Annotated in this window: 14 protein-coding genes and 3 pseudogenes; 14 read left to right on the top strand and 3 right to left on the bottom strand. The window is 47.2% G+C overall.

What is annotated here, in order from left to right:
* Nucleotides 1–2: 2 nt before the first annotated feature.
* From AC58U0_RS15875 to AC58U0_RS15835, 9 genes and pseudogenes are all read left to right on the top strand, one after another.
* On the top strand, nt 3–374 hold the full coding sequence (locus AC58U0_RS15875) for a hypothetical protein (RefSeq protein ID WP_497379907.1): 372 nt from the start codon (nt 3–5) through the stop codon (nt 372–374).
* Nucleotides 375–395: 21 nt separating this feature from the next.
* A pseudogene (locus AC58U0_RS15870) lies at nt 396–767 on the top strand (glycosyl hydrolase family 28 protein); the annotation flags it as partial.
* Between the two features lie 179 nt (nt 768–946).
* A pseudogene (locus tag AC58U0_RS15865) lies at nt 947–2,456 on the top strand (glycoside hydrolase family 43 protein).
* A gap of 64 nt (nt 2,457–2,520) precedes the next feature.
* Nucleotides 2,521–3,651 carry a glycoside hydrolase family 88/105 protein gene (locus AC58U0_RS15860; RefSeq protein WP_497379938.1) on the top strand — a complete coding sequence of 377 codons (1,131 nt, stop codon included), beginning with the start codon at nt 2,521–2,523 and terminating at the stop codon, nt 3,649–3,651.
* A 21-nt stretch (nt 3,652–3,672) separates the two neighbouring features.
* A complete protein-coding gene (locus AC58U0_RS15855) occupies nt 3,673–4,698 on the top strand; it encodes an alpha/beta hydrolase family protein (protein WP_497379906.1) in 1,026 nt (341 codons plus the stop codon).
* Nucleotides 4,699–4,741: 43 nt separating this feature from the next.
* Nucleotides 4,742–5,656, top strand: a complete 915-nt coding sequence (locus AC58U0_RS15850; RefSeq protein ID WP_497379905.1) for a pectinesterase family protein — start codon at nt 4,742–4,744, stop codon at nt 5,654–5,656.
* Between the two features lie 598 nt (nt 5,657–6,254).
* A complete protein-coding gene (locus tag AC58U0_RS15845; RefSeq protein ID WP_497379936.1) occupies nt 6,255–7,139 on the top strand; it encodes an ABC transporter permease in 885 nt (294 codons plus the stop codon).
* A gap of 19 nt (nt 7,140–7,158) precedes the next feature.
* Complete coding sequence (locus AC58U0_RS15840; RefSeq protein ID WP_497379904.1) at nt 7,159–8,037, top strand: carbohydrate ABC transporter permease; 879 nt, start codon at nt 7,159–7,161, stop codon at nt 8,035–8,037.
* Nucleotides 8,038–8,065: 28 nt separating this feature from the next.
* Complete coding sequence (locus AC58U0_RS15835; protein WP_497379903.1) at nt 8,066–9,586, top strand: extracellular solute-binding protein; 1,521 nt, start codon at nt 8,066–8,068, stop codon at nt 9,584–9,586.
* Between the two features lie 38 nt (nt 9,587–9,624).
* Here AC58U0_RS15835 and AC58U0_RS15830 read toward each other — a convergent pair whose 3' ends face one another.
* Nucleotides 9,625–11,979 carry a helix-turn-helix domain-containing protein gene (locus tag AC58U0_RS15830; RefSeq protein WP_497379902.1) on the bottom strand — a complete coding sequence of 785 codons (2,355 nt, stop codon included), beginning with the start codon at nt 11,977–11,979 and terminating at the stop codon, nt 9,625–9,627.
* Nucleotides 11,980–12,126: 147 nt separating this feature from the next.
* Between AC58U0_RS15830 and AC58U0_RS15825 the strand changes: the two genes are divergently transcribed.
* The gene (locus AC58U0_RS15825) at nt 12,127–13,035 is read left to right on the top strand and encodes a pectinesterase family protein (protein WP_497379901.1); all 909 of its coding nucleotides are present in this window, start codon (nt 12,127–12,129) and stop codon (nt 13,033–13,035) included.
* Here the strand turns inward: AC58U0_RS15825 and AC58U0_RS15820 are convergent.
* Nucleotides 13,015–13,323: a helix-turn-helix domain-containing protein gene (locus AC58U0_RS15820; RefSeq protein ID WP_497379899.1), complete on the bottom strand. Its 309-nt coding sequence runs from the start codon at nt 13,321–13,323 to the stop codon at nt 13,015–13,017. The genes AC58U0_RS15825 and AC58U0_RS15820 overlap by 21 nt on opposite strands.
* A gap of 160 nt (nt 13,324–13,483) precedes the next feature.
* Here AC58U0_RS15820 and AC58U0_RS15815 point away from each other — a divergent pair.
* Nucleotides 13,484–14,463 (top strand): annotated as a pseudogene (locus AC58U0_RS15815) (aldehyde dehydrogenase family protein); the annotation flags it as partial.
* Between the two features lie 121 nt (nt 14,464–14,584).
* Here the strand turns inward: AC58U0_RS15815 and AC58U0_RS15810 are convergent.
* On the bottom strand, nt 14,585–16,906 hold the full coding sequence (locus AC58U0_RS15810) for an AraC family transcriptional regulator (protein WP_497379898.1): 2,322 nt from the start codon (nt 16,904–16,906) through the stop codon (nt 14,585–14,587).
* 231 nt (nt 16,907–17,137) lie between these two features.
* Between AC58U0_RS15810 and AC58U0_RS15805 the strand changes: the two genes are divergently transcribed.
* From AC58U0_RS15805 to AC58U0_RS15795, 3 genes are all read left to right on the top strand, one after another.
* On the top strand, nt 17,138–18,637 hold the full coding sequence (locus tag AC58U0_RS15805; RefSeq protein ID WP_497379897.1) for an extracellular solute-binding protein: 1,500 nt from the start codon (nt 17,138–17,140) through the stop codon (nt 18,635–18,637).
* Between the two features lie 24 nt (nt 18,638–18,661).
* On the top strand, nt 18,662–20,239 hold the full coding sequence (locus AC58U0_RS15800; RefSeq protein WP_497379895.1) for a glycoside hydrolase family 43 protein: 1,578 nt from the start codon (nt 18,662–18,664) through the stop codon (nt 20,237–20,239).
* 271 nt (nt 20,240–20,510) lie between these two features.
* On the top strand, nt 20,511–26,468 hold the full coding sequence (locus AC58U0_RS15795; RefSeq protein WP_497379893.1) for a pectinesterase family protein: 5,958 nt from the start codon (nt 20,511–20,513) through the stop codon (nt 26,466–26,468).
* Nucleotides 26,469–26,527: the final 59 nt, after the last annotated feature.

Here is a 26,527-nt window from a genome sequence, read left to right as displayed (position 1 = left end):
AAATGACGGATCCCCAGTGGAAGCAGCTTATGCAAGCTGGAAGTGTTCTGGATGAAACCGGGCAATGGTGGCCGACGGAAGGCGCTATGCAAGGCGGGGCACTGGTGGAACGCCTGCTTCGGGAAGGAAATGTCAGTCTGGAGGCATATGAAGAAGCTAGAGACTATTTGCGTCCTAATCTGTTAAGCTTGCGAAATTGTAAGCGTATACTGCTTGAAGGACCTACTTTTCAAAATTCGGCAGCATGGTGCCTTCATCCTTGGGCATCCGAGCATATTACGATCCGTCATGACATGGTATGCAACCCCTGGTTTGCCCAAAATGGCGATGGGTTGGATCTGGACTCTTGCCGCTATGCTCTAGTGGAAAATTGATCGTTTGATGTCAGTGACGATGCTATATGCTTGAAATCAGGCAAAGATGAAGCGGGGCGGGAGTTAGGTATGCCATGTGAGTACGTGACTATCCGCGGATGTCGTGTTTACCATGGGCACGGCGGTTTCGTGAACGGGAGCGAGATGTCCGGAGGCGTGCGGCACATTCGTATATCGGACTGCATGTTCATCGGCACCGATATCGGGCTCCGGTTCAAGAGCGCACGCGGCAGGGGCGGCGTTGTTGAAGATATCAGGATCGAGCGCATCTATATGAGAGACATGAAGGGCGAAGCCATTTCATTCCATCTGTTTTATGCGGGGAAAGAAGGATCAGGATCGGCTGAAGAAGAGGTTTTTCCCATTTCAGTGGAGACGACAACTGGAGCTTAGGAGATGTCGAAGATGAGTTGGTTATCTCTGGAGCAAGAACAAAAAACTGGATATTGAATGATGAGGATGGGGATCGTCGGAAGGTATTTGTGGGGTCTGAGGTTATGTATAAGGAGACTATCCGTTGGTAAATGGCGGTCCATTTTCAAATAAACTGAATTCATAGGAGGTTTAAAAAAATGAATTTGAATGGAAGCAAGACCTTACCAGTGTGGTATGCAGATTTGGGAGATGGGCGCTATCGCAATCCGATACTTTGTGCAGATTATTCAGATCCCGATGTGATTCGGATAAAAGAAGATTTTTATATGACAGCTTCCAGTTTCGCTAGCTCGCCAGGGTTACCAATTCTCCATTCGAAAGATTTGGTTAATTGGACTTTGATTGGCCATGCCGTTGAGCGACTCCCTGGTGGCTATGATGGTCGTGTGCGACTTCAGCGCTCCGGATGAGGGGATTTACATGACGACTACTGTGGACCCGGCTAGTCCTTGGTCACCCTTGCATATGGTTAAGGAAGTGAAGGGGTGGATTGATCCATGTCCTCTCTGGGATGAAGATGGGCAAGCTTATTTGTTCCATGCTTTCGCCAAGAGCCGTAGCGGAATCAAGAGCAAGCTGCAAATTTGTAAAATGGACCCTGCCGGCACCTCCCTTCTGGATGAAGGAGAAATCATTTTCGACAGTACGGAAGGGCATCCGACCATCGAAGGACCGAAATTATACAAGAAGAATGGCTACTATTACATCTTTGCCCCGGCTGGCGGTGTTAAGACAGGATGGCAGACAGTGCTTCGTTCTAAGCAAATTATGGGACCTTACGAGGACAAGATCGTTATGCATCAAGGCGCGACGGAAATTAATGGCCCTCATCAAGGTGGTTATGTAGAACTAGAGTCGGGAGAATCTTGGTTCATTCATTTCCAGGATCGAGATGCTTACGGACGGATCGTCCACCTGCAGCCGATGATGTGGGAGAGTGATTGGCCTGTTATTGGCATAGATGCGAATGGGGATGGGATCGGCGAGCCGGTCGTTACACATAGGAAACCAGATGTAGGCGGAGAGTTTCCGTTCGCTGTACCGGAGACGAGCGATGAGTTCGATAAGTCCGCGTTAGGGCTGCAATGGCAATGGCAGGGGAACTATCAGAGGGAGTGGTATTCCCTCGCAGCAAATCCCGGACATTTGCGGTTGTTTGCACAGAAGCTTCCAGAAGGAGCCGCTACACTCTATGAAGCAGCTAATGTTCTGTGCCAGAAACTGCCCGCCCCTTCATTTACGGCGACAGCTAAGTTTGCTTTCCAGCCTGATTCTGCAAATGAACTAGCTGGCTTGACGGTGTTCGGTCAATCCTACCGTTATGCAGCCTTGCAGGCAACCTTAACGGGGATGCAACTTGTTCTTGTTGAAGGGCAAGGCAGCAAGGAGTCCTCCACTGAAATGGCAGCTGTAAGCGTGCCGTTACCGGATGCACCCGAGGTGATATATCTCCGTGTTATTGTTGCAGAGAAAGCAGTATGTACTTTCCATTACAGTTTGGATGGCTATGCTTTCATGCCGATCGGAGATGCCTTCGAAGCTGAGCCTGGTTTATGGGTAGGTGCTAAGCTTGGGCTGTTCTGCATACAGCAGAAAGAAGAAAACGGCAAAGGGTATGTGGATATCGATTGGTGCCGGATAGATTAGAAAGGCTTGCATGATTTGAGTGAAGCGGAATACATCTCATAGTCAGCGAAAGGAAGGAACAATGATGAAACAAGTGGAATTGTGGTCGGTAAAAATGGCACAGACGATTATGAAGAAAACTGAGGCAAGCGGATATCATCCCCAGCTGGATAAACAGTGGGCTTATGTCCCGGGAATGGCTTTGAAGGCCTTCCAATGGTTAGGGGAATGGACGGGCGATACGTCATATACGGATTTTGCAAAGCGGCATATGGACTTGTTCATTCGAGAAGATGGCTCGATCGAAACTTACACTTTGGAAGAATACAACCTCGATCAAATCAATCAGGGGAAAGGGCTGTTCTCACTCTGGAAGGAAACAGGTGAAGCCAAGTATGCGAAAGCGGCTGATCTGTTGATCAATCAAGTGAAAGGGCAGCCACGTACAAGCGAGGGCGGTTTTTGGCATAAAAAAATATATCCATTCCAGATGTGGCTGGATGGCTTATATATGGGAACACCTTTTGTTGCAGAGTATGCCAAAACCTTCAACGCACCGGAATTATTCGATGAAGCAGCCAGACAAATCCTTCTCGTTGAGCAGTATACACGCGATAAAGCGACTGGGTTGCTGCACCATGGGTGGGATGAAAGCGGCGAGCAGCTTTGGTGCGATCCTATGAGCGGGAAATCGAAGCATTTCTGGAGCAGAGGCATGGGATGGTATGCTATGGCGGTTGTTGACGCATTGGAGCACTTCCCTGTGGATCATCCGAAGCGTGGAACGATTGCAGGCATCTTCGAAAGAATGTGTCACGCGCTAGAACGTGTGCAGGATGCTGAGAAAGGGATCTGGCATCAGGTGTTAAATATGGCCGGTCGTGAAGGGAACTATTTGGAGGCATCAGGGTCCTGCATGTTTGTATATGCAATGGCTAAGGGTTTGCGGTTAAATTTCCTTTCAGGTCGGTTCAAGGCTACTGCAGTCAAGGGATACCAAGGAATTTTACGGCATTTGGTCGAAGAAGATAGAGAGGGTGTCCACTTGAAAGGAATTTGCCATGGTGCTGGACTCGGTGGGGTTCCATACCGAACTGGCACTTATGAGTATTACATCAGCGAAGCTATCGTCGAAGATGTCCTGATGGGAGTGGCACCATTCTTATTGGCAAGCATGGAGATGGAGAAGCTGGAGGCTGGCTCCATTCATTCTTAAGATTATAAGGAGATGACCTCGATGTGGAGCCCAGACGATTTTTTGGCAAAACTTTATTCGGATACGGTTGAAAACAGCTTTGACCGTTCAACTGAAGTGTCAACTGTCATTGCTAAACAGCAGGAGCTTAGACGCAGGCTTATGGCTTCATTGGGTGCATGGCCCGAACATAAAGCGCCTTTGCAGCCGGAACTGCTGGAGAAATTTGAGCATGGGGAATTGATCATCGAGAAATGGGTGTATACAACTTACGAAGGGATGCGGATACCTGCTTATGCCCTTTATCCGAAAGTTAGAAGCGGCAAGCTTCCAGCTGTGCTTGCCTGCCACGGGCACGGACCGGGCCAACGCGCGGCTCTTGGCATGAATTTCGATGGGACATTTGCCGATGAACCAGGCATTCACAACCGCTTTGCAATTGAGCTAGCTCAAAGAGGAATGTTCGTGCTTGTACCTGAAATTATCGGTTTTGGTGATAGAAGGCTGAAAGCGAGTGTAGAATCAAATCCGTCGAGCAGCGATTCTAGTTGCTTGCCCATTTCACTACAACTGTTGATGTGCGGGATGACGATCGCAGGGGTTCGAGTGTATGAGTCTATACGAGGGCTTGATTATTTGGCTCTCCGCGAAGAAGTTGACTCTTCACGGATCGGGACACTCGGTTTCTCGGGTGGCGGTTTGGTTGCTTCCATGACAGCAGCCATAGATGAACGGATACATGCTACTGTACTGTGTGGATATACGAATACTTATAAAGGCAGCATTCTAGATCGACCTCATTGTGTGGATAATTATATTCCAGGCATACTCCTGCACGCAGAGCAACCAGAGCTAATCGGATTAATTGCCCCCAGACCGTTGTTCATTGAATCGGGCTTAGAGGATAGGGTATTTCCGATTGAAACCGTGAAGGAAGCGATTAACCGCTTGTCCACCATCTATCGGAGCTTGGATGCGGATCACCAATTGGAATCTGATTTGTTCCCGGGGAAGCATGAAATATCGGGGAGAAGATCATTCGATTGGCTGAAGGAGCAGCTTTCATAGGCGTATCTATGTATGGATATTAGGAAAGGAGACCGAGTGGCTCATGCGGGAAATAACAGTTGCACAAGATGGCAGCGGTGACTTCACATGCGTTCAAAAGGCTGTTGATGCAGTTAGAGTTCATCCGCTTGAACCTGTCACCATTCATATTAAGAATGGAACCTACCGCGAGAAAATAACCGTGCCAGAGAATAAACCTCATATTAAGCTTATCGGGGAAAGCTGCGAGGGAACCATTCTAGCTTACGGTGATTTCGCTAGAATGACCGGATCAGATGGCGAAGAAATCGGCACATTCCGTACCGCCGTATTGAAGGTGGATGCAGATGATTTTCAAGCGGAAAATTTGACGGTGCACAACACCGCCGGGCATGGGCATGACATCGGGCAGGCACTAGCCTTGTCCGTTTCCGGCGATCGCCATGTCTATAAGAACGTCAGATTACTCGGGAATCAAGACACGATATATACATGCCGGGGACGTCAATATTTTGAAGAATGTTATGTGGAAGGCCATGTTGATTTCATCTTCGGGTCGGCTACGGTGCTATTCGATAAGTGCGAGATTCACAGCTTAAGGGGCGGTTATATTACAGCGGCTTCAACCCCCAAGAATATTGAATACGGTTATGTATTCATGAATTGTCGATTGACCGGCAGTGAGCATGAGGAGACTGTGTATCTAGGTAGGCCGTGGAGACCCTGGGCTTATACGGTGTTTATAGACACGTGGATGGGACCGCACATTCGTTCAGAAGGCTGGGACAATTGGGAGAATCCAGACAATGAAAGCTCGGTCCGTTATGCCGAATACGGCAGCACTGGACCAGGCGCACTGCAAGCAAGCCGGGTGCATTGGGCGAGGACTTTGACGGAAACAGAAGCGAAAGGGCTGAGCATTGAGCGTGTGCTTGGAGGGCATGATCAATGGAATCCTCATCAGAGCACTTTTCAGTAGGGGCTCGTTACTGAAAGATCTCTATCTAATCATGCGATAAGCATGGTGAAAGTACCTTTTAAATGGAAAAATGAGGTTGTCGATTAATTGAGGACAAACGCTGACGAACTCAGAAAACGTTATCAACCGAGATGCGGTCTTTTGATAATCTAATGAATCCAGAAATCGCTATTGTAGAAAAAACAGCCGAAAATCACGCTCTTTCGTCAACGTAACGAGGCTGCGATTCGTTAGAGATCCGAGTATGCGCATTATGAGGTCATGATAATTAAAGCTACATTTGGGACACCTTTTTAGGGTGTCCTATTTTTTTACCTACGTATCATTCCAATCGATTTCATATCTGTGTTGATGATTATCAGGTTATTAAAGGCTTGATTTAAGGGGAATCTTACATAATCTTCAGGGTGGAATGCGAACTGGAGAAAGTGATTGTAGAATTCTGGGACCAATCAGGTTACCTTGGAATCACAGGGATCCCAGTTCCACTTAAGCAAGGTTGAAGGAGGAGAGACACTTGTCAGTAAATCAAGGTACCGTTTCCACAAAGCAAAGCGGCGCGGTTCTAAGAGCCAGACAGCCTAGTTGGCTAAGAACGATGATAAGAAATCGATATTTGTACATTTTGATTTCTCCTGGGCTGCTATATTTTATTCTATTTAAGTATGTTCCAATTGGCGGGCTTGTCATTGCCTTTCAAGATTATCAGCCTTTCGTAGGCATTTCCGGCAGCAAGTGGGTAGGGTTGAAGCACTTCGAACGATTTTTTTCGGAACCGACCTTTTGGTTGTTGTTCAAAAATACGCTAGTTTTGTTTTTTCTCGACCTGGTCTTTGTGTTTCCCATTCCCATCATTCTTGCTTTGATGCTCAATGAAGTGCGCCAGCAGGTGCTCAAACGTGTTGTTCAAACATTTGTGTATGTGCCCTATTTTATGTCCTGGGTCATAGTAGTCGCACTCAGCTTTATCCTGTTGACTCCCGAGGGAGGAATGATCAATAAGCTGATCGAAGCCACTGGCGGAGATTCCGTCAATTTCATGGCTAACCGCGATTGGTTTAGGCCGATTTATATCCTTCAGATCATTTGGAAGGAAGCCGGATGGGGAACGATTCTGTATTTGGCCGCTATAGCGGGCATTGACCCTCAGCTCTATGAAGCGGCTAAGATGGATGGCGCCGGTCGTATTAGGCAGCTCTGGCATATCACACTGCCCGGAATCCGAAGCGTTATTCTTGTTCTGGTGATCCTGAAGGTGGGAGCGATTCTCGAGCTCGGATTCGATCACATCTTCCTGATGCTCAACTCCATGAACCGCGAGGTTGCTGAAATCTTTGACACCTATGTCTACTCTACAGGCATTAAACAAGGCCAGTTCAGTTATAGCACAGCTATCGGCTTATTCAAATCCTTAGTAGGGCTGATCATGGTCATACTGGCAAACCGATTAGCAAAGCTGCTGGGTGAAGAGGGAATTTACTAAGAAAGGAGCTAATCGCACATTGAGAGATCGAACATTATCAAGTCGGTTGTTCGAAATTATCAACCTATGTCTGCTAACCATTATAGCGCTGATAACCGTAGTCCCTTTTATTCATGTGGTGGCGGCCTCTTTCTCTACACCAGAGCAGTACCTGAAGAACGAGTTTCTGCTGTTTCCCACCAAATTCAGTCTTGAAGCATACAAGTTCATATTCAGTACTAGCACCTTGTTTCGCAGCTTAGCTGTGACCATTGGAATTACAGTAGTTGGCACGCTGTTCAGTATGGCTGTCACGAGTTCAATGGCGTACGGATTATCCCGCAGGGATCTGGGGGCAAGGCGGGTGCTCATGCTTATGGTCATTTTCACCATTCTGTTTAATGGCGGGATGATTCCTTCCTTTCTTGTTGTTAAAGAATTAGGTTTGATTAATACGTATGGCGCTTTAATTATTCCCAGCTGTGTCAGTGCTTTCAATCTAATTGTTATGCGTAATTTCTTTCAGAATTTGCCTGAAGGCCTGGAAGAATCAGCAAGAATCGACGGATGTAACGATATCGGAATTTTTATCCGTATTGTCCTTCCTTTGTCTAAGGCGGTTCTGGCTACCATCTCACTCTTTTATGCGGTGGGATATTGGAATACGTTCATGCAAGCCATCTTGTTTGTAGATGATTACAACAAATGGCCGATTCAGGTATTGTTAAGGCAAATTGTCATTTTGGCGGCGGGGATTTCGGCAAATCCAGAAATGATGAGTCAGAACTATGTACCTCCGCCGGAGCAAACGATCAAAATGGCCGTTATCGTCGTAGCCACTGTTCCTGTTCTTATAGTGTACCCGTTCTTGCAAAAGCATTTCGCCAAAGGGGCGCTGCTTGGTTCGGTTAAAGGATAAAATCAATCATTCAAGGGGGAATTTGAAAATGCAAGCCAAGGTAACCAAATGGGGTAAAGCATTAACGATTACAAGCGCAACCGCAATGCTGATTGCAGGCTGTGCAACCAAGGAAGCTGCACCGCAACCTACTAATGGAGCAACAGCCAAGGAGAAACCATTAGAAATTTCTATGCTGGCGCCTCTATATGGGCCAAACCCGCCACAAGATACTATTGAAAAGCTGATTGAAGAGAAGACCAATACGAAGCTGGAATTTACGTGGGTCCCTGCAAATGTGTATACGGATAAAATGACAACAGGCATCGCTTCCAACACATTGCCGAAAATCATCCAGGTTGCGGCTACCGAGTTCAAGAACACTTCCGTTATCAATGCAGTCCGATCCGGCATGTTCTGGGAAATTGGGCCTTACTTGAAGGACTACCCGAACATCAGCAAAAATTTAAATCCGAATATTATGAAAAGCAGTACCTTCTTCGGCAAAACTTACGGTCTTTATTATGAGATTGATATTTCTCGCCAAGGCACTCAGTTCCGTAAAGATTGGTTGGATAAGCTAGGTCTGAAAGAACCCCGCACCATTGACGAGCTATATCAAGTTCTGCGAGCTTTTACATTCAATGATCCGGACGGAAACGGCCAGAACGACACTTATGGACTTGTGGATCGTAATGAGCTGCCCTACAGCGCATTCAAGGAACTATCCATTTGGTTCGGAGCGCCGCATGAATGGGGAGAGGTGGATGGTAAGCTAGTTCCGGATTTTATGTATAAAGAATATATGGATGCATTGAAGTTCATGAAGAAGATTTACGACGAGAAGCTAATGAATCAGGATTTCACCATCACTAGCCCCGCTCAGCAGGAGGAGAAATTCTTTAATGGCAAGGGCGGAATGATGATCGGCAATATATTCGCCCAGCAAGATAAAATCAAGAAGATCAATCCGAAGGCGGAAATCAGCGTCTTTAATCGAATAGAGGGTCCCAAAGGCTTCCGTAACTGGGGAGGGACGGGAATGGGTTCCTTATACATGTTCCCGAAAACCAGTGTGAAAAGCGAAGAAGAGCTGAAAAAAATCCTTGGATTCTTTGATAAGCTGCTGGAGCCAGAGATTTATAATTTGCTTGGCTTTGGCATTGAGGGAAGGCACTATAAGAAAATCGATGACAAAAATATCGAATTTATCGAAGAAGCGAAAGATTTAAGAACGAATGAAGTAAATCCTTATTCCAATGTCCTGCATCTATTTAATTTCAACTACATGAAAGCAAAGCAAACCGATCCGGTTTGGGCTAGAGTATTAGATGAAATTGCCGACAATAAGAGCATTGCAGTCATGAATCCAGCTGTACCGCTGCTTTCCGCGACACAAGCAGAGAAAGGAACGGAGTTACAGAAGATCATTACAGATGCCACCTATAAGTTTATTCTGGGCACTATTAATGAGGACGGTTTCAATAAAGAAGTGGAAAAATGGCGCAAAAATGGTGGCGACAAAATTATTGAAGAACTAAATAAGGAGTATCTTTCACTCGAAAAATAAGCTAATCCTCAAAGGCAAAGAAATCCCTCTTCCTAGATCTAGGGGGAGGGATTCTTATTTGTTCCAAGCTCCTTATACTTTCCTGGGGTAATCCCCTCTGTTTTGCGGAAGGAGCGTATGAAGTTTTGAGAATTGTTGTACCTTAGACGCTCGGAGATTTCTTTTACCGATAATTCCGTCTCTGTTAACCATGTTTTGGCCATCTGATGTCTGTATTGCGCGAGATAGGCGCCAAACGGGATATCCATTTCCTTACGAAATAAGGTATTTAAATAATTGGCATTGTAATGTAGCCTTTCCGCACAAGCATCAATGCATAGATCCGTTTCAAATTCTTCATGAATCATTTGAACCATTTGCTGTGTAAGGAGCTGATGTTTGGATTCCGTGCGGTCTTGGATACGAGTCATCATGGGCTCAAGCATGGTAATGTGAAACCATTTCTCCGCATCTTGTGGCGATTTTAATTTGAATAGTTCATCAAACAACGAGTGCTGCTCATCACCTGAACGATCCGTTTTGATGCCTAAGCTTTGCATGAGCCCCAATAAATCGATTAGTAATCGATTGAGCGCAAACGGATATGGAGCAGAGGAGCCTATTTGAATTGGGAATGCTTCTTCAAGGAATTTACGGATCCATTTGTTTACGCCATCTTTGTCTAGTTGTTTGATCGCTTCGAACAGCTCCATCTCAACAACTTGAGGGAAGGAATAGTGCAGGTTGTGGTCTTCTCCAAGATCGCCGAAATAATGCGTGTCTTTATCATGGAGCCGGACTCCGTAATTTATGGCTTCCAATCCTTCTTCATAAGCGCGGGGAACTTGGTTCCATTGATCAAAGGGCTTGCTGATTCCAATGCTTACATTCACATCTAAGTAAGAGATAACAGTTGATCTAATATGTTCTGCGATTAAGAAAAGCTCGTTAACAAATTCGTCTTTATCCTCGTGATCAGAGACGATCAAGGTAACCTGGCACTGGCCAAGCAAAATCGGAGACAATCTCTTTTTTTCGGGAAGCAGCTCGCCTATGATATTGTTAATAGCGAACATCAGCAGATCATAGTCTTTGGCTGCAAAGCGAGTATGATCCAGATTCTTGATTTGAAGCGCAAGCACGGCAAAAGGGCGGTTTACTATTATATATTGAAAGCCGAAAACCTCCAGATTTCGATGGATCTCAACTTCCTTTAGATGCCCTTGAAACAATCGAACCATAAATAATATTTTGGCTTGCTCGATATGGCCATAAAGCTTGCTTTCCAATTCTGATTTGGTATAGAGCAATCGGTTCAACTGTTCCCCTATATAACGAAGCTCGCCGACGGAATGGCCTTTCGGCTTTTCGTTCGAATGGTTAGCCACAAGGTTATACAGGTTCAAGATAGGGAGATATAGACGCTTGGACCATCTCAAAGATATCAAGATGAACAAAGCTAGCAGTATCAAGCAAATATAAAGAGTAAACCAGCCGATCTCCTTGGATTGCTGAGTCAATTGACTTAATGTGACGATCGACATATAAACCCAGCCGTTATAATCGGACTTGCGGTAAGTAATCGTATATTTGATATGATCCAATGTAACGTCTGACTGTCCGGACGGTTGAAGTTCAACATCTTTGAAAATAGCTTGGCGCAAACGGTCTAGAATCTGGAAGGGGAGGCTGCCCTCATTGACAATGATCCGCTGCTGGGGATCGAGAATGACCATGGTTTCCGTTTCCCGGTCCAAAGCAAATAATCCTTTCAAGCTGCATGTGGGAATCGTGACCATGAACATGCCCGTTTGTTCGTAAGCGGCTAATGGAAGCTTTCTTATGTAGTGCACCATAGAATTACAAGCGTTGGCCGGTACATTTTGCCCGAAGACGTCATTGTTCGAGCTTGCGATCTTCCATTCTGAAGAAAGCGCTTCCTCAAACATGTGAAGTATCGGCGCAGAACCTGACCAATCATTTAACCGGTTCACCCCGCTATTATTGATAATCCAGTTGCCCTCTTTACTGAACATCGTAATATCGGTAATCCCGCTGTCAATGGTTTGTAAATGATTAAGCTCGGCTTTGATCGCGTTATAGGTATCGAATTGATAAGGCGATAGCGGCTCATAATAACCGGCTTGTAACGTATTCGAGCTTAAGAAATGGATAGAGGAGCGCTCTACTGTTTTTAACAACTGTTCAATGTTGGATTGCACTTGAGTGACATTTAGAATTTTCTCGCGGCTTACATTTTGCTGGACGATGCCTGAAGATTTGAAATATGAGAAGATGCCCAGGATCAGGACAGGAAGTGAAACGAGAACGAAACAGAAAATAACGAGCTTGGCATAATCGTTGATGGAAAACCAATTGGTCATACGTTTAATCTTTACAGAGAGATGGTTCATATGCTTGACGGAGGCCTCCTCTGCAACTTTGTTCCATCATAACATATGTGGGATTCACTTAAAATCGAGGGATGACAAGAAAGATCATTTTTTAGGAAAAAAGGACATCGAATAACAAAAATTTCTTAGAGATAAGGAGCTAGAAAGATGAAAGGCTATATCATTGTTGCGAAAGACGGAAGCGGAGACTTCACAACGGTACAGGAAGCCGTAGACAGCGTACCCTCAGGTAACCAGACCAGGATAAAAGTTTTTATCAAGAAGGGAATTTACAAAGAGAAGATCACCGTTCCGGAGGATCGTCCGTTTCTTACGTTTCAGGGAGAAAGCATGGAAGAAACTGTGCTGACGTATGATGACTACGCTAGCAAGAAGAGGCCTGACGGCGAGAACGTAGGGACAACCGGCAGCTCCAGTACGTTTATTCTTGCGGATCATTTTCGTGCGCGTAATCTGACCTTTGAAAACAACGCCTTCAACGCCCAGTCCGTAGCCTTATTTGTCCGAGGAGACCGCGCCATATTTCAAAACGTTCGAATGATCGGTAACCAAGATACGCTCTATACACCTGGAACTGGCAGACAGTTTTATCAACATTGCTACATCGAGGGGGATGTGGATTTCATTTTCGGTTCGGCAACAGCCCTATTTGACAGATGCAGAATCCATAGCAAACGCGATGGTTATATTACCGCTGCTTCCACTCCGGAAGACCATCCTTATGGTTATATTTTTATGAACTGTAACTTGACCGGAGCTGAACAAAGCCGAGTTTTCTTGGGACGTCCATGGCGGCCTTTTTCAAAAGTGATTTTTATGAGTACATGGATGGGAAGCCATATCGTGCCTGAGGGATGGGACAATTGGGAGAATCCCGCCAATGAACAAACAGCATCGTACGCAGAGTACAATAGCTCGGGACCTGGTGCGCAGCCTCTAACCCGAGCAAGCTGGTCACGGCAGTTGACTGGTGCGGAAGCGGGGCTTTTGACAATGGAACGGATATTTGACAGGGAAGACGGCTGGAATCCGTTATCAGAAGTCTTCCTTGGTTGAGGCTCTGTATTGCTTGCGGTAGCGGAGCGCGGAAATGCCCGTTATTTTTTTGAACGTTTTATTGAAATAAGCGATATGCTCGAATCCGACTTGCTCGGAAATAGCTTGGATTTTGTCCTGTGAGGCTATCAACCGTTTCTGTGCTTCCCGCACTCTAACGACTTGCAAGTATTCACGGAAAGGGAAACCGGTGAGCTTGGAGAAAAGTCTGCTCAAATACGATGGGCTGATGAAAAACTGTTTAGCCACCTGTTCAAGCATGAGTTGCTGCTGAAAGTTTTCGTTCATATGTGAAGCGATTTATGATATTTTCTGATGCATGGGATGGACGTATTGAGGCTTCTCATGTGCTGTTCTTGTACTATGGCGGTACATAGGGATAAGAAGCTGGGTCAGCAATGCTTTGACGTAAGAAGCGGTTCCGGGCTGATCTTTTAACGAGAACCGCACGCGTGTGCCACTTGGCTTTGTTGGTGTTATTACCCCATGGGACTTTCCAGTTGCCATTCCGATTTGGAAAATAGCGCCTGCCTTAATCTACGGCAACACCGTGGTGTTTAAGCCTGTTCAGGAAACAGCTGCAACGGCAACGCTGGTCATCGAGTGCTTCCATGAAGCGGGTCTTCCTTCCGGCGTCATTAATATGGTGACGGGCCAAGGTGGAGTGATCGGACAAGCATGGCTAGTTGTCCGGACATTGGCGGCGTCACATTCACAGGATCCGACCGAGTAGGAAAAGGGGTGGGACAGAGTGCTCTGGCGAGAGGAGCCAAGTACCAGCAGGAAATGGGAGGCAAGAATCCCATTATCGTGGCGCATGATGCGGATCTGGACCTTGCGGTCGAGGCGACGATCAGTGACGGCTTACGATCGACAGGGCAGAAATGCACATCTACGAGTCGGGTTATCGTTCAGAGCAAGGTCTATGAAGCGTTTAAGATGAAGCTGCTGAAAAAGATTGAAGCGATTCAAGTGGGTCCTGGTTTGGACGCAGAAACTTGGATGGGGCCGTGCGCAAGCGAAAACCAGTTCCATACCGTTCTATCTTACATCGCCAAAGGTGTGGAAGAAGGAGGTACCTTGCTTTGCGGAGGCGGTAAAGCTCAAGGACAAGGTTTGGAAGCTGGATTTTTCATTGAGCCTACGGTCTTCGAAGACATTTCCAGTTCCATGACGATCACGCCATCCGAATTGCCAATGACGTGAAGTTTGGACTCAGTACATCGGTATTCACACGGGATATTTCGAAAATGCTGACGTTCATGCATGATATCGATGCCGGACTTGTGCGGATCAATGCCGAAGCTCAGGAGTGGAGCTGCAAGCACCGTTCGGAGGTATGAAGCAGTCCACTTAGGTTCGCGTGAGCAAGGGCAGGCTGCCATAGAATTTTACACGGATATTAAGACCGTTTTCATTAAATCCTAAAATAGATAAACTAGCCAGCTGCTGGGGCTGGCTAGTTTTTGTTATAGGGTGAGTGATACGTACCGCATATTACATTAACAACAGAGGAGTTCATTTGTCAAAAGGGTGCGAAACCGCCGGATTACTTATTACTTTGCGCAGAGAACTGGGTACGGTATTGGCCCGGAGTCATTCCTTCCAGCTTTCTGAAGAAGCGGATATAGTTTTGGGCATTCGTATAAGTTAGTTTCTCAGCGATATCCTTGATGGGCATATTCGTTTCAACCAGCCATTTCTTAGAGATTTGAAAGCGATAGTCAGCTAGGTATTCACTAAAAGACATATTCGTTTCTTTCTTAAAAACACTGCTTAAATAGAAGACGTTATAATGCATGCGTGAAGCACATTCTTCTAGCGTTAAATCTCGCTCGTATTCCTTATGAATGATATCGATGATTTGTTCGGACAAGTTCTGGTATTGGGATTCCTGCCGATCCCGGAAAACCTGAATCATGGGCAGAATTATTCGATCCTTGAACCAGGTTTCGATTTCTGAGCTAACATAGAGCTGAAGCAGTTCCTCGTATAAGGAGCCTTCTTGCAGATTTAGCTGTTCGAGTCGAATTCCTGCTTCCTGCATGACGATCATACAATTATTCAATAGACGAACTAAGGAAATCTGATATTCGTGAGGTGATCGTTCTTTTTGGAAAACTTCTTTCAGCCATTGGTTAAGCACAATGAAAGATCGTTCCTCATTTGCCAACTTGATGGAATCGATAAGCTCGTTCTCCTGCAGCTTCGGGTAGGCATAGATAAGCGTATGTTTTCCTGCGTTGATACTCGCATAGGGGATAATGACGCCTTCCCCCAACGTGAGCCTGCGCTTCAAAGCCTCAAGTCCTTCCTGATAAGCTCTTGGAGCTTTGCGGATATGGGTGAAGGGCAGACTTATCCCGATGCTGACGTCGAGTTCCAAATAATTGCGGATCATTCGCTGGATCTCTTCCGTCCATTGATAGAGCTGGCTACAGAATGCTTCAGTCGTGAGGCCGGAGCAGCCTATCGTCGTAGTTAGTGTTTGTTCGACGATAACCGGGGACAAGCAGTTATCGCCCGGGATCAGCTCCTCGATAATATTTTTAATGGCAAACAAAAGTAGATCCAAATCCGCCTGTTCGTACCGCGTTTCCTTCAGTAGGTCGATCTGCAGGGTAAGCGTGGCCAGATTGTTCCAGGAGGAAATCTGCTTCGAATAGCCGAAGCGTTCAAGACTTTCTTCAAGTTCTCTGTTGCCGACGATTCCCTGATACAGCTTGGCAAGAAAAAAGCTGCGTACCTGCATCCCGGTTTGGTAAAGCTCTCCGTGAAGCTTGGAATTAGAAGCAAACAAATCTCTGAGATGCTCGTCAATGAATAGTAACTCGTTCTTATGGGGCTTGTCGGAATTGGGAAGTCGATCTGCGATGCCTTTCAATATCCCGTGAATAGGGAAGTACATTCTTCTGCTCCCAAACCAGACGAAGAAAACGCTCAGCCCAATGATTCCCAATAGCACGTAAAGAGTAAACCAGCCAATGGCTCGTGCTTCCTTATTCGTAACAGCAATATCCGTTATCGAAACATAGATCCAACCGTTAAACTCAGATCGAATAAAAGTAATCGTAGAGTCTTTGTCATTCGACTTGGACTGAAATTGACCAGATTTCCCCGCCATGAGGGAGAGATCCGTTCCTGGTATGATGCCCGATTCCGTTACGAATTGCCCGACCTTAGCTTCATCCGAATGGATAATGATCCGATTGCTTTGGTCAAGCACCATCACATTATGAGAATCCGAAGGAGCTCCCATGAGGGCTGCTAAACGGCACTCCGGGATAGCGGCAAATAATAGGCCTCTTTTTTCCGAAGTATGTAAGGGCATTTTTTTGATCAAAGTAATCATGTATTTACAGCCGGAGCTTTCCGTATCTGCAGCTCCTAGGGAATTGTTCGGCAGAAGCAACCAATTTGAATTGAAGGGCAAATTCGAGTAGAGGAGCAATGAATTTTTGAAAGCGTATTCATTTAAATTGTACAATCCCGTGTTCGTGATCACCCAATTATCGGTTGAATTTACCATAATGATATCCGTTACCATGGTCTTCGAGGACTGCTGATACGAAAGCTCTTTACGAATGGCATTATAGGCCTGAAAATCATAGGTTGTCATGGGCTTGTACAAAGCATCCAGCATTAAGGTTGAATTAATGAAGTTATTGAGGGAATAGTCCAGCGTCTGCAAAGTTTGCTCCAAATTGCTGCTCGTTTGTTCCATTAGCTGCACATTGCCTTGATTGACATGTTGTTGAATTGAATGCGATGATTTCATGTAGGAAAAGAAACCAAGCGCCAGAAGAGGAATAATGCAGATGGCGCAACTGAATAAGACGAGCTTGGTGTAAAAGCTTTGTTCGCGTAGCATAATCCGCACTCCTTTCTTGGCCGGTATCTAGTTCAACCTAGTTACTCTATTCTAATGAAAAAGCCTGTTAGGGGCAATAATCACTTCAAAGTGAAAATAATCATCAGATAATAAAAAGGCTTGCAAGCCCTGTAAAACTGCGGTCTAATCACATGATTATATACGTAACCTGTGTTAATTCATATGATTAAGCTATGAACATCCATCACCCAGATTAAGGAGGCCCACAAATTGACAAAGAAAAATACCGCCATATGGCTCTCCGCTTTAACGGCGGTTTCTCTGATAGCCGGATGTGTCAATAAGATCGACTCAAGTGCTGAAGAAATAAAATCAGAAAGTGAAGCTCCCAAAGGTCCGATCAAGATTAGCATCATGGCTGATTTGCAAACGACCGAGGTACCGTCAGATAAGCTTGAGAAGGTTCTTGAGCAAAAAACAAATTCCGAATTGGACATTCAATGGGTGCCGGACGGTTCTTACGATGAGAAGTTCCAAGCTGCTTTTGGAACGGGTTCTCTGCCCCAGGTTGTTTATTTGAAGAACGCGGCTTCATTTAGCCTCATGCGCGACGCAATTAAGAATAATCAGTTTTGGGAAATCGGTCCTTTCTTGAAGGATTATCCAAACCTGAAGAGCTTGAATCCGACAATTCTTAATCATACAGCTGTTGGAGGGAAAATTTACTCTCTGTACCAGGAAAGACAGCCGGCTCGTGCGGGTTTCATTTACCGGAAGGATTGGGCAGATAAGCTTGGACTCACTGCACCAAAAACGGTAGACGAGCTATACACCATGCTGAAGAAGTTCAAAGATGCGGATTTGGCTGGCGGCGGCAAAACGATCCCACTGTCTGACCGTAATGATCTAGTGTACGGCGCCTTCAAAACCGTTTCCATGTTCTTCGGAACACCGAACGGCTGGGGAGTTCAAGACGGCAAATTGATCCCTGATTTCATGACCAAGGGTTATGTAGATACCATGAAGTTCATGAAGAAGCTCCGCGATGAAGGCCTGATCAATCAGGATTTCCCGGTAACGAGCAAAACGGATCAGCAGAACCTGATGGTTACCGGCCGTTCAGGACTCTACATTGGAACGATGGGCGATGTCAAAGGACTTCAAGAGAAGACGGTGAAAAACGTTCCGGAAGCGGAGTATGAGGTAGCGAACGATATCCAGGGCGTTGACGGCAAGAATATTACATGGGGGCTTTCAGGCTACGGCACTGTTGTGCTGTTTCCGAAATCTTCCATTAAATCCGAACAGGAGCTCAAGAGCATCCTGGGCGTCATGGATAAGTTCTATTCACCTGAAATAGCCGATCTTCTCAAGTACGGTCTCAAGGACGAGCATTATGCATTGAAAGATGGCAAAGTAGTTCCTTCCACGGACAACAAGCTGATTGAGAAGGAAGTAAGGCCCTATCTGAATATGGCACTGTACGAGACCAATGTTACGCCTGCGTACTATTCTCTTCCTGTTTTTGAAAAAGCCATCAAGCTCTCGAATGGAGCCGTAAAATTTATGATTACGGATCCTACCCTATCCTTGGACTCCAAAGCATTCAACGAGAAGGGCTCTAGACTTCAGGATCAGATAAAAGACGCCACTTACCAGTTCATTTTGAACAAAATCGACGAGGCAGGCTTCCAGGCTGCAGTGAAAAAATGGAAAAACGACGGCGGCCAAAACATCATCGACGAATTTAACGAGCAGTACAGAGAGTAACGATAGAAAAGCGGAGGAATTTTCATGAAAACATTTCGAAATCCCATTTTACCAGGCTTTTACCCGGACCCATCGATTTGTCGCGTTGGAGAAGATTATTACATGGTCACCTCATCATTCGAGTATTATCCGGGTGTTCCGATTTTTCACAGTAAGGACTTGATTCATTGGCGACAGCTTGGTCATGTCCTGGATCGTCCTTCGCAGCTAAATCTGGATGACACACCATCCTCTAGAGGGATTTACGCTGCAACAATCCGTTATTCTAACGGAATGTTTTACGTAGTTTCGACGTTTGTCGTTAGCGCTACTGGCGAACGGAGGAACTTTTATGTCACGGCCGAGGACCCGTCTGGCTCGTGGTCGGATCCTGTCTGGTTGCCCGGTGCCGTCGGCATTGATCCTTCCTTATTTTTTGATGATGACGGGAAGGTCTACTATACGGGCAACCGTAAGCCGCCTGAAGGGCAGCAATATGAGAAGCACGTAGAAATCTGGCTGCAAGAATTGGATTTGGAAGAGAAGCAGCTAACAGGACCGACATACAGCTTATGGGATGGAGCCCTTAAACAAATTCATGCGACGGAAGGACCTCATCTTTACAAGATTAACAGTTACTATTACTTAGTCGTTGCCGAGGGTGGAACGGGCCACACGCATTCAACGACGATCGCCCGCAGTAAAACCTTAACCGGCCCTTATGAGGTGGCCAAAACAAATCCGATTTTGACACACCGTCACCTCGGTCGGAGCTATCCCATTGTAAATGTGGGTCATTCGGATTTCATTGAAACGCAGAACGGCGAATGGTATCTCGTTTGTCTGGCATCCCGCCCTTACGGTGGTAATTACCGTAACTTGGGTAGGGAGACATTCCTCGTACCGTTCGTTTGGGAAGACGGCTGGCCGGTGGTGAATCCGGGTAAAGGAATCGTTGAGTTCGAGCTGCCCTCGCCGAATTTACCATTGCGACGATGGCCGTCACTCGCAGCCTGCGATCATTTTGATGCAGAGATCCTTGACGATCGGTGGAATTTTATCCGTACGCCACGGGGGGATTTCTGGAGTTTGTCGGAGCGGCCAGGTCACCTGCGTCTACGAATGAAGCCTGAAACGATCACGCAAGTGGCGAATCCAAGCTTCATAGGCAGGAGGCAGCAGCATATGAATTTTGCTGCACGAACTGCTTTAGAATTTTCACCACTTAACGAAGGGGAAGTGGCTGGTCTGGTGTTTCTGCAAAATGAGGATTACCACTATCGTTTGGAGTCGGCGCTGATCGATGGAGAAGGTGTCCTCCGCCTGATCAAGCGGGAAGCGGGTAAAGATGAAACGCTGGCCCTCCGTCCACACCAGGCAACCGGGAGATTGTATCTCATGGTCGAAGCGATTGAGCAGGCTTATAGTTTTTATTTTGCTATGAATTCTGAGCAGTGGGAGCTCTTGTACGATTGCGCCGATGGCCGAATTCTAAGCAGTGATGTTGCGGGAGGTTTTACCGGTGCTTATCTTGGCATGTATGCAAGTTCCAACGGGCAGCCCAGTACGAACCAGGCGGATTTCGACTATTTCGAGTACAGCGAAATTTTCCCGAACAATTAAATGATGTAATCCAAATAATGATTGCTTACTATTGGACCTTACTGGTCAGGTAGTTAGCAATCTATTTCCTTTTTAGGGGTAATAATCATTGCAAAGCGAAAATAATCATGGGATTTGAAAAGGACTTTTATCCCCAGTTAAAGCGCGGACAAATCCCAGGATTATATACGTAACCAGGGGCTCCTGTTTATGATTAAGCCATCAGGTGGACGTTCGTTTCTTAGATACAGTCGAAGGTCCACCATGAATTCACTCATAAGGGGGTATTTTGATGAAGAAGTTGTTGCCGAAGCTCTTAATTGCTTCAATTCTTGCTGCAGCTATTCCTGTAAACGCTGCCAATGGATCTGCGGCGGAACCACTCCTGGCTTTTCCAGGAGCTGAGGGGGGCGGCAAATATGTAAGTGGCGGCCGAGGGCAAGAAGTATATGAGGTTACTACACTTGAAGACTACAAGACTAACGAAACACCAATTTCAGGCTCGCTGCGCGACGCGGTAAGTCAGAGCAACCGGACCATCGTGTTCCGTGTAGGTGGCACTGTCCGTCTCAAGGAAAGTCTAAAGATTAAAGGCTCGAATTTGACCATCGCAGGGCAAACCGCTCCCGGTGATGGGATTACGGTAACTGACTATACGACGAATATTGAAGCGGACAATGTGATCATAAGGTATATGAGGTTTCGCTTAGGTGATCGTTATCCAAGCGAGGATGATGCGTTCGGGGTCCGTTACCATAAAGACATAATGATTGATCACAGCTCTTTCAGTTGGTCAGTCGATGAAGTGGTCAGTTTGTACGATAATGCCAATACGACCGTGCAATGGTCAATCTCCGCAGAGAGCATGCTTATGACTTCACATCATAAAGGGCGCCACGGGTACGGGGGCATTTGGGGAGGCAATCAAGCAACGTATCACCATAACTTGATTGCCCATAGTGTAAGCCGGAATCCGAGATTTCCAACGGTCATCACCCAGTACCCGGATATTACGGAGGCATCCAACAATATCATCTACAATTGGGGCTTTATGTCCACTTACGGCGGCGGTGACGGGCAGTATAATTTGAACAACAACTATTATAAGTTTGGGCCTAGCACTTATTCTAACGTTCGTAATTTGTTGTTCGGCGAGTTAGGCTCTCCAAGCAAAATGTACATTAACGGCAATATGATGGATGGGGATTCTTCCGTAACGGCCGATAACTGGAAGGGCGTTCTATCGGTTGAGAACCCGGCATCGAAGCTTTCTGCGCCGGTAGCCGTGAACGGCGGATACATCTCCGAATCGGCGCAAGTTGCTTATGATCATGTGCTCGCGAATGTGGGAGCCACCCTGCCTAAGCGTGATGCCTACGATGCGAGAGTTATTCATGATGTGATACATCGCACAGGGCAGCATATTAATTCTCCGCGTGAGATAGGTGGATATCCCGATTACCCCGAGGTCATCTCCGCCGTAGTCGATCAGGACCACGACGGCATGGACGATGCGTGGGAAGCTGCAAAGGGGTTGTCTCCTGCCAATGCCGATGATCGGAACGCAACGAACCTATCTCCAGAAGGGTACACGAATCTGGAGGTATATCTCAACGATTTGATTGTTCAAGGAACCGCCAGCAACAAAAATACGGATAATCCGGCCGTTTCCATCACCTCGCCGGTGAACAACAGCCTGAAGGAAGCCGGAAGCCAAATTACGGTGGATGCAAGCGCATCTGATAGCGATGGTATTGCCAAAGCGGAACTGATTATTGACGGAGCAAAAGTAGCAGAGGATACGACGGCTCCATACATCTTTGATTGGAGTAACGTAACGGACGGCACGCATTTCCTTGTCGTTCGCGCTACAGATACCATGGGGCTGTCCACCCACTCAGACAATGTCGCAGTTCATGTGAACACAAGCGGTCCGATTGTACCATGGCAATCGCAAGATATTGGTAATGTCGGCATTCCTGGCCATACGCAGCTGGGAGGCGATGCGCAGGCCGTCACGGTGAAATCGGCCGGCGATATTGGAGGAACCGCGGATTCGTTCCACTTTGCCTATCAGCCGTTGACAGGGAACGGCGAGATTATTGCGCGAATCGAGCACGTTACGCCCACCGACGATAATGCGGAGGCAGGTGTCATGGTCCGCGAATCGCTGAAGGCTTCCTCCAAGATGGCAATGCTCTCGATCCCTTATGTCAAAATGGGGGGGAAAGGCGTCATGATCAGCCGTTCGTCGACGGGCGAAGAGTCGGCGAGAATCGAGCCGGAAGATTTCATTGCAACCCCATATTGGGTGAAGCTCGTTCGAATCGGCAGCCAGTTGACCGGCCTGATTTCTTCAGACAAGACAAACTGGAAGCAGATCGGGTCCCTTGATATACCAATGGCGGAAACCGTCTATTTCGGTTTAGCGGCAGATGCTTCGAAGGCGCCGGACGACATTAATAAGTACAACACGTCTGAATTCAGCGGTGTGGAGCTTCGTGCGCTTGCCGCAGACTTTCCAATGCCACCGCAGGTCCCTACGGTAACAGCAGGAGAAAAGAAGGCGGTGCTGGCCTGGTCCCCGGTAAGTGAAGCAACCGGTTATCATATCAAAAGAAGCGATATTCCTGGCGGTCCTTATACGACGATTATGTCAAACATTACTTCACTGTCTTTTACCGATTCGAATTTAACACCTGGTAAAACGTATTATTATGTCATCAGTGCTGTAAATGCACAAGGTGAAAGCTTCGATTCAAAGGAGGTCAACGTCACTCCTACCGGTGCACCGGAGGTCGTTTGGCTCGTTGCGGATGATTTCGAAGGAGATGCCATCGGAGAGATGCCGGCCGGTTACACATTAATTAATCCCATTCCGATGACACCCACGAATAAAGTGATCACGCAGACGGTTCCTGGGACAAGTGCGGGGAACAGCTCGTCCAAAGCGATGCAGCTTTATGATACTGGCTCGGTTAACACCAGGACAGCGAAGAGCTTTACTCCGCAAAAGGGCACAGTCATTCTCGAAGCGGATTACATGCAGCAATCGATGATCGGCTCGGCCGGCCTGCTTCAGTTGCAAACGCCGGATGGCGGCAAAACACCTTTGTCATTGGAAATCCGTAAACCGGCAAATGAAAGCAATAACGTGTTTGTCATCAATAATGGCGGTACGTATATCAAGGTGACAAACGAGCCGCCGCCGTTAAACCGTTGGATGAATATCAAGATCGAAGCGAACGTCTTGACGGGTAAGGCAAAAATTTATGTGGATAATGTTCCGGCCGCAACTCCGGAGATCGACTTCCTCAGCACGGCGCTGGCGGATACGAAGGCAAAGGGAATAGGCCGCATTCATTTCTCCACGCCGGGCTCCGGAACAGGTAGCCCATATTGGGATAACGTGAAGGTGTATGTAGAACCGGTAGCCTCACCGAAGGGATTGGCTGCGGTGCCGGGTAACGCACAGATTCAATTGAATTGGGATGCGGTGCAAGGAGCTGAGTCCTACACAGTCAAACGAAGCACGACCAGCGGAGGTCCTTATCAAATGGTAACCTCCGGTATTACGGCTACATCCTATATCGATGCGGGGCTTCAGAACGAAACTGCCTATTATTATGTTGTTACAGGTGTCGGCACTTCCGGTGAAAGCGCTCCGTCCAATGAGGTGAAGGTAACGCCGTCACAATCGGCGGAAAAACCGGAAGCTCCTGCCGGGCTTATACCGGTCGTACGAAACAGCCAAATAGATTTGAGCTGGAACAGTGTAAATAATGCGGTTTCTTACATGGTCAAGCGAAGCCTGACAGGTGATGGTCCGTATACGAAAGTTGCTGAAACCACCGCAACGTCCTATCGCGATGGCGGTCTGAGCAATGGGACGACGTACTATTATGTGGTTTCCGCCAAGAGTGTTGGAGGAGAAGGCCAGAATTCCGCACAGGTTCAAGTCCAGCCTGCTGCGCCAGTCGCCGCTCCTGCGATCAATGTTTTATGGGGGAACGGTCAGGCTGAGCTTCGGTGGAACGCAGTGGATGGCTCATCGACCTATACAATTCAACGTGCATCGGCTTTCGAGGGACCCTACATACCCCTTCAGCCGATGGTAACCTCCACAAGCTATAAGGATACGGGGCTTGAGAACGGCAATGTTTATTATTATAAAGTAACGGCCTCAGGCGTAAATGAAACAAGCTTGGAGTCCGCCGTTGTTTCCGGACGCCCCGTGGAAGATATTGGAATTCCAGAGGCTCCGGCAGCAGTAAAGGCAATAAACAGCGCGAATCAGGAGGTTAGCCTGTCGTGGAACCCCGCCCAGGGTGCGACAGCTTACCGCGTCAAAAGAAGCGAATCCGAGGGCGGCCCGTATCAGGTTGTGGCCGAAACGGTTGCCGGTACCCAGTATGCCGACAACGGGCTAACCCAAGGTAAGACTTATTTCTACATCGTTACGGCCGTCAATGGCAATGTAGAAAGCTATAGCTCGGCACAGGTGAAGGCAGATGCGGTTCCGGTCCTTACAGTAGCGAAGGATCAGAGCGGGCAGTTCAACACTGTTCAAGCGGCCGTCGACTCCATTCCGAACAATAATCCATCACGTATCGTTATTCGTGTGAAAGCCGGAGAGTATCGGGAGAAGGTTCTCATCGGCACCGGAAAAACCAACATTAGCCTTATCGGCGACGGTTCGGAGCTTACGAAAATCATTTATAACGACTCGGCCAGCAAGCCTGCACCTGGCGGCGGTACGATCGGCACTTCAGGCAGCTATACCTTAAGCGCGCAAGCGAACGATTTTGTGGCCCAGGAACTGACGATTGAGAACGATGCGGGCTTGACGGCGGGCCAGGCGGTAGCTTTGCAAGCCAGAGGAGACCGCCAGCAGTTCCGGAATGTCCGGCTTGTCGGCTTCCAGGATACGTTATTGGCAGATGGCTTAGGAAGACAATACTTCGTTGACAGCTATATAGACGGCTCAGTCGATTTCATCTTCGGTTCCGCTACAGCTGTGTTCGATCGTACGGTTATTCATAGCAAAGCACCAGGCTATGTGACCGCAGCCTCAACGCCTCAGGGAGCAAAGGGCTATGTCTTTGTGAACAGCAGGCTGACAGCGGATGCGGGGCTTAGCGGGCAAGTAGACCTGGGAAGACCATGGAGACCTTACGCGAATGTGGTATATATCAATAACTTTATGGGTGACCATATCCGGCCAGCAGGCTGGAATAACTGGGGCAATGCTGCAAACGAAGCCACTGCCGATTACGGCGAATATTTGAGTTACGGACCGGGAGCCAACCCGGCGGGGCGGCTTTCCTGGACAAAGCAATTAACGACGGGGGAGGCTGCTCAGTACACGGTCACAAAGGTTCTTGCCGGTAATGACGGTTGGAATCCTACGTCAGAAGGTACTCGGCTATTGAACAGCAATGCAGCTTTAACCGGCATGATGATAGACGGCACGCAACTGGCAGACTTTACGAAGCAGAAGTACGATTATGTTGTTACACTACCTCATGGAACGACAACCGTACCTCAGGTTCGTGCAAATGTAGATGCAGTTGCTTCGACTGTTCAAACAGTACAGGCGGATAAACTGCCAGGCAAGGCCGAATTGAAGGTGACGGCGGCGGATGGAACGCAGCGTATTTACACAATAAGCTTTGAGGTAGAACCTGACCGTGTGCCTCCGACGGCTATCGTCACCTACAGCACAACACAACCGACAAATCAACCTGTTACGGTGACCATCAAGCCAAGTGAACCTGTAGTTGTAACCAATAACAACGGATCGTACAGCTATACCTTCATGACCAATGGCAGCTTTACCTTTGAGTTTATAGACCAAGCGGGAAATAAAGGAACGGCAACGGCTGTCGTGAGCAATATCGATACAGCAGCGCCGACTTTAAAAATAATTCCGGATCAACAATCTTTATCGCCTGCGAATCATAAGCTGGTAACCGTCCATATGAATGTTTACGGACAGGATGAGGGTTCCGGCGTCAGTACGATCGTGCTGACCTCGATTACAAGCAATGAGCCTGACAACGGCTTGGGTGATGGAGATACGTCGGAAGATATTCAAGGTGCCGCCTATGGAACCACGGATACGGAATTCCTGCTGCGGGCTGAGCGCTCAGGCAAAGGAGAGGGCCGCATCTATCAGATTACGTATACGGTGACAGATCTGGCAGGAAACCAAATGACAGCTGTTGCCGAGGTCAAAGTGCCGCATTAAGCGGTTAATAAAAAATGGAATGGAAAAACGGGCAGGGTTCGTCCTGTCCGTTTTTCTGT

It is taken from the genome of Paenibacillus sp. J31P190, assembly GCF_059692075.1.
Note: the sequence above shows the minus strand (reverse complement) of the source record. Positions and strands in the feature narration are given on the sequence as shown.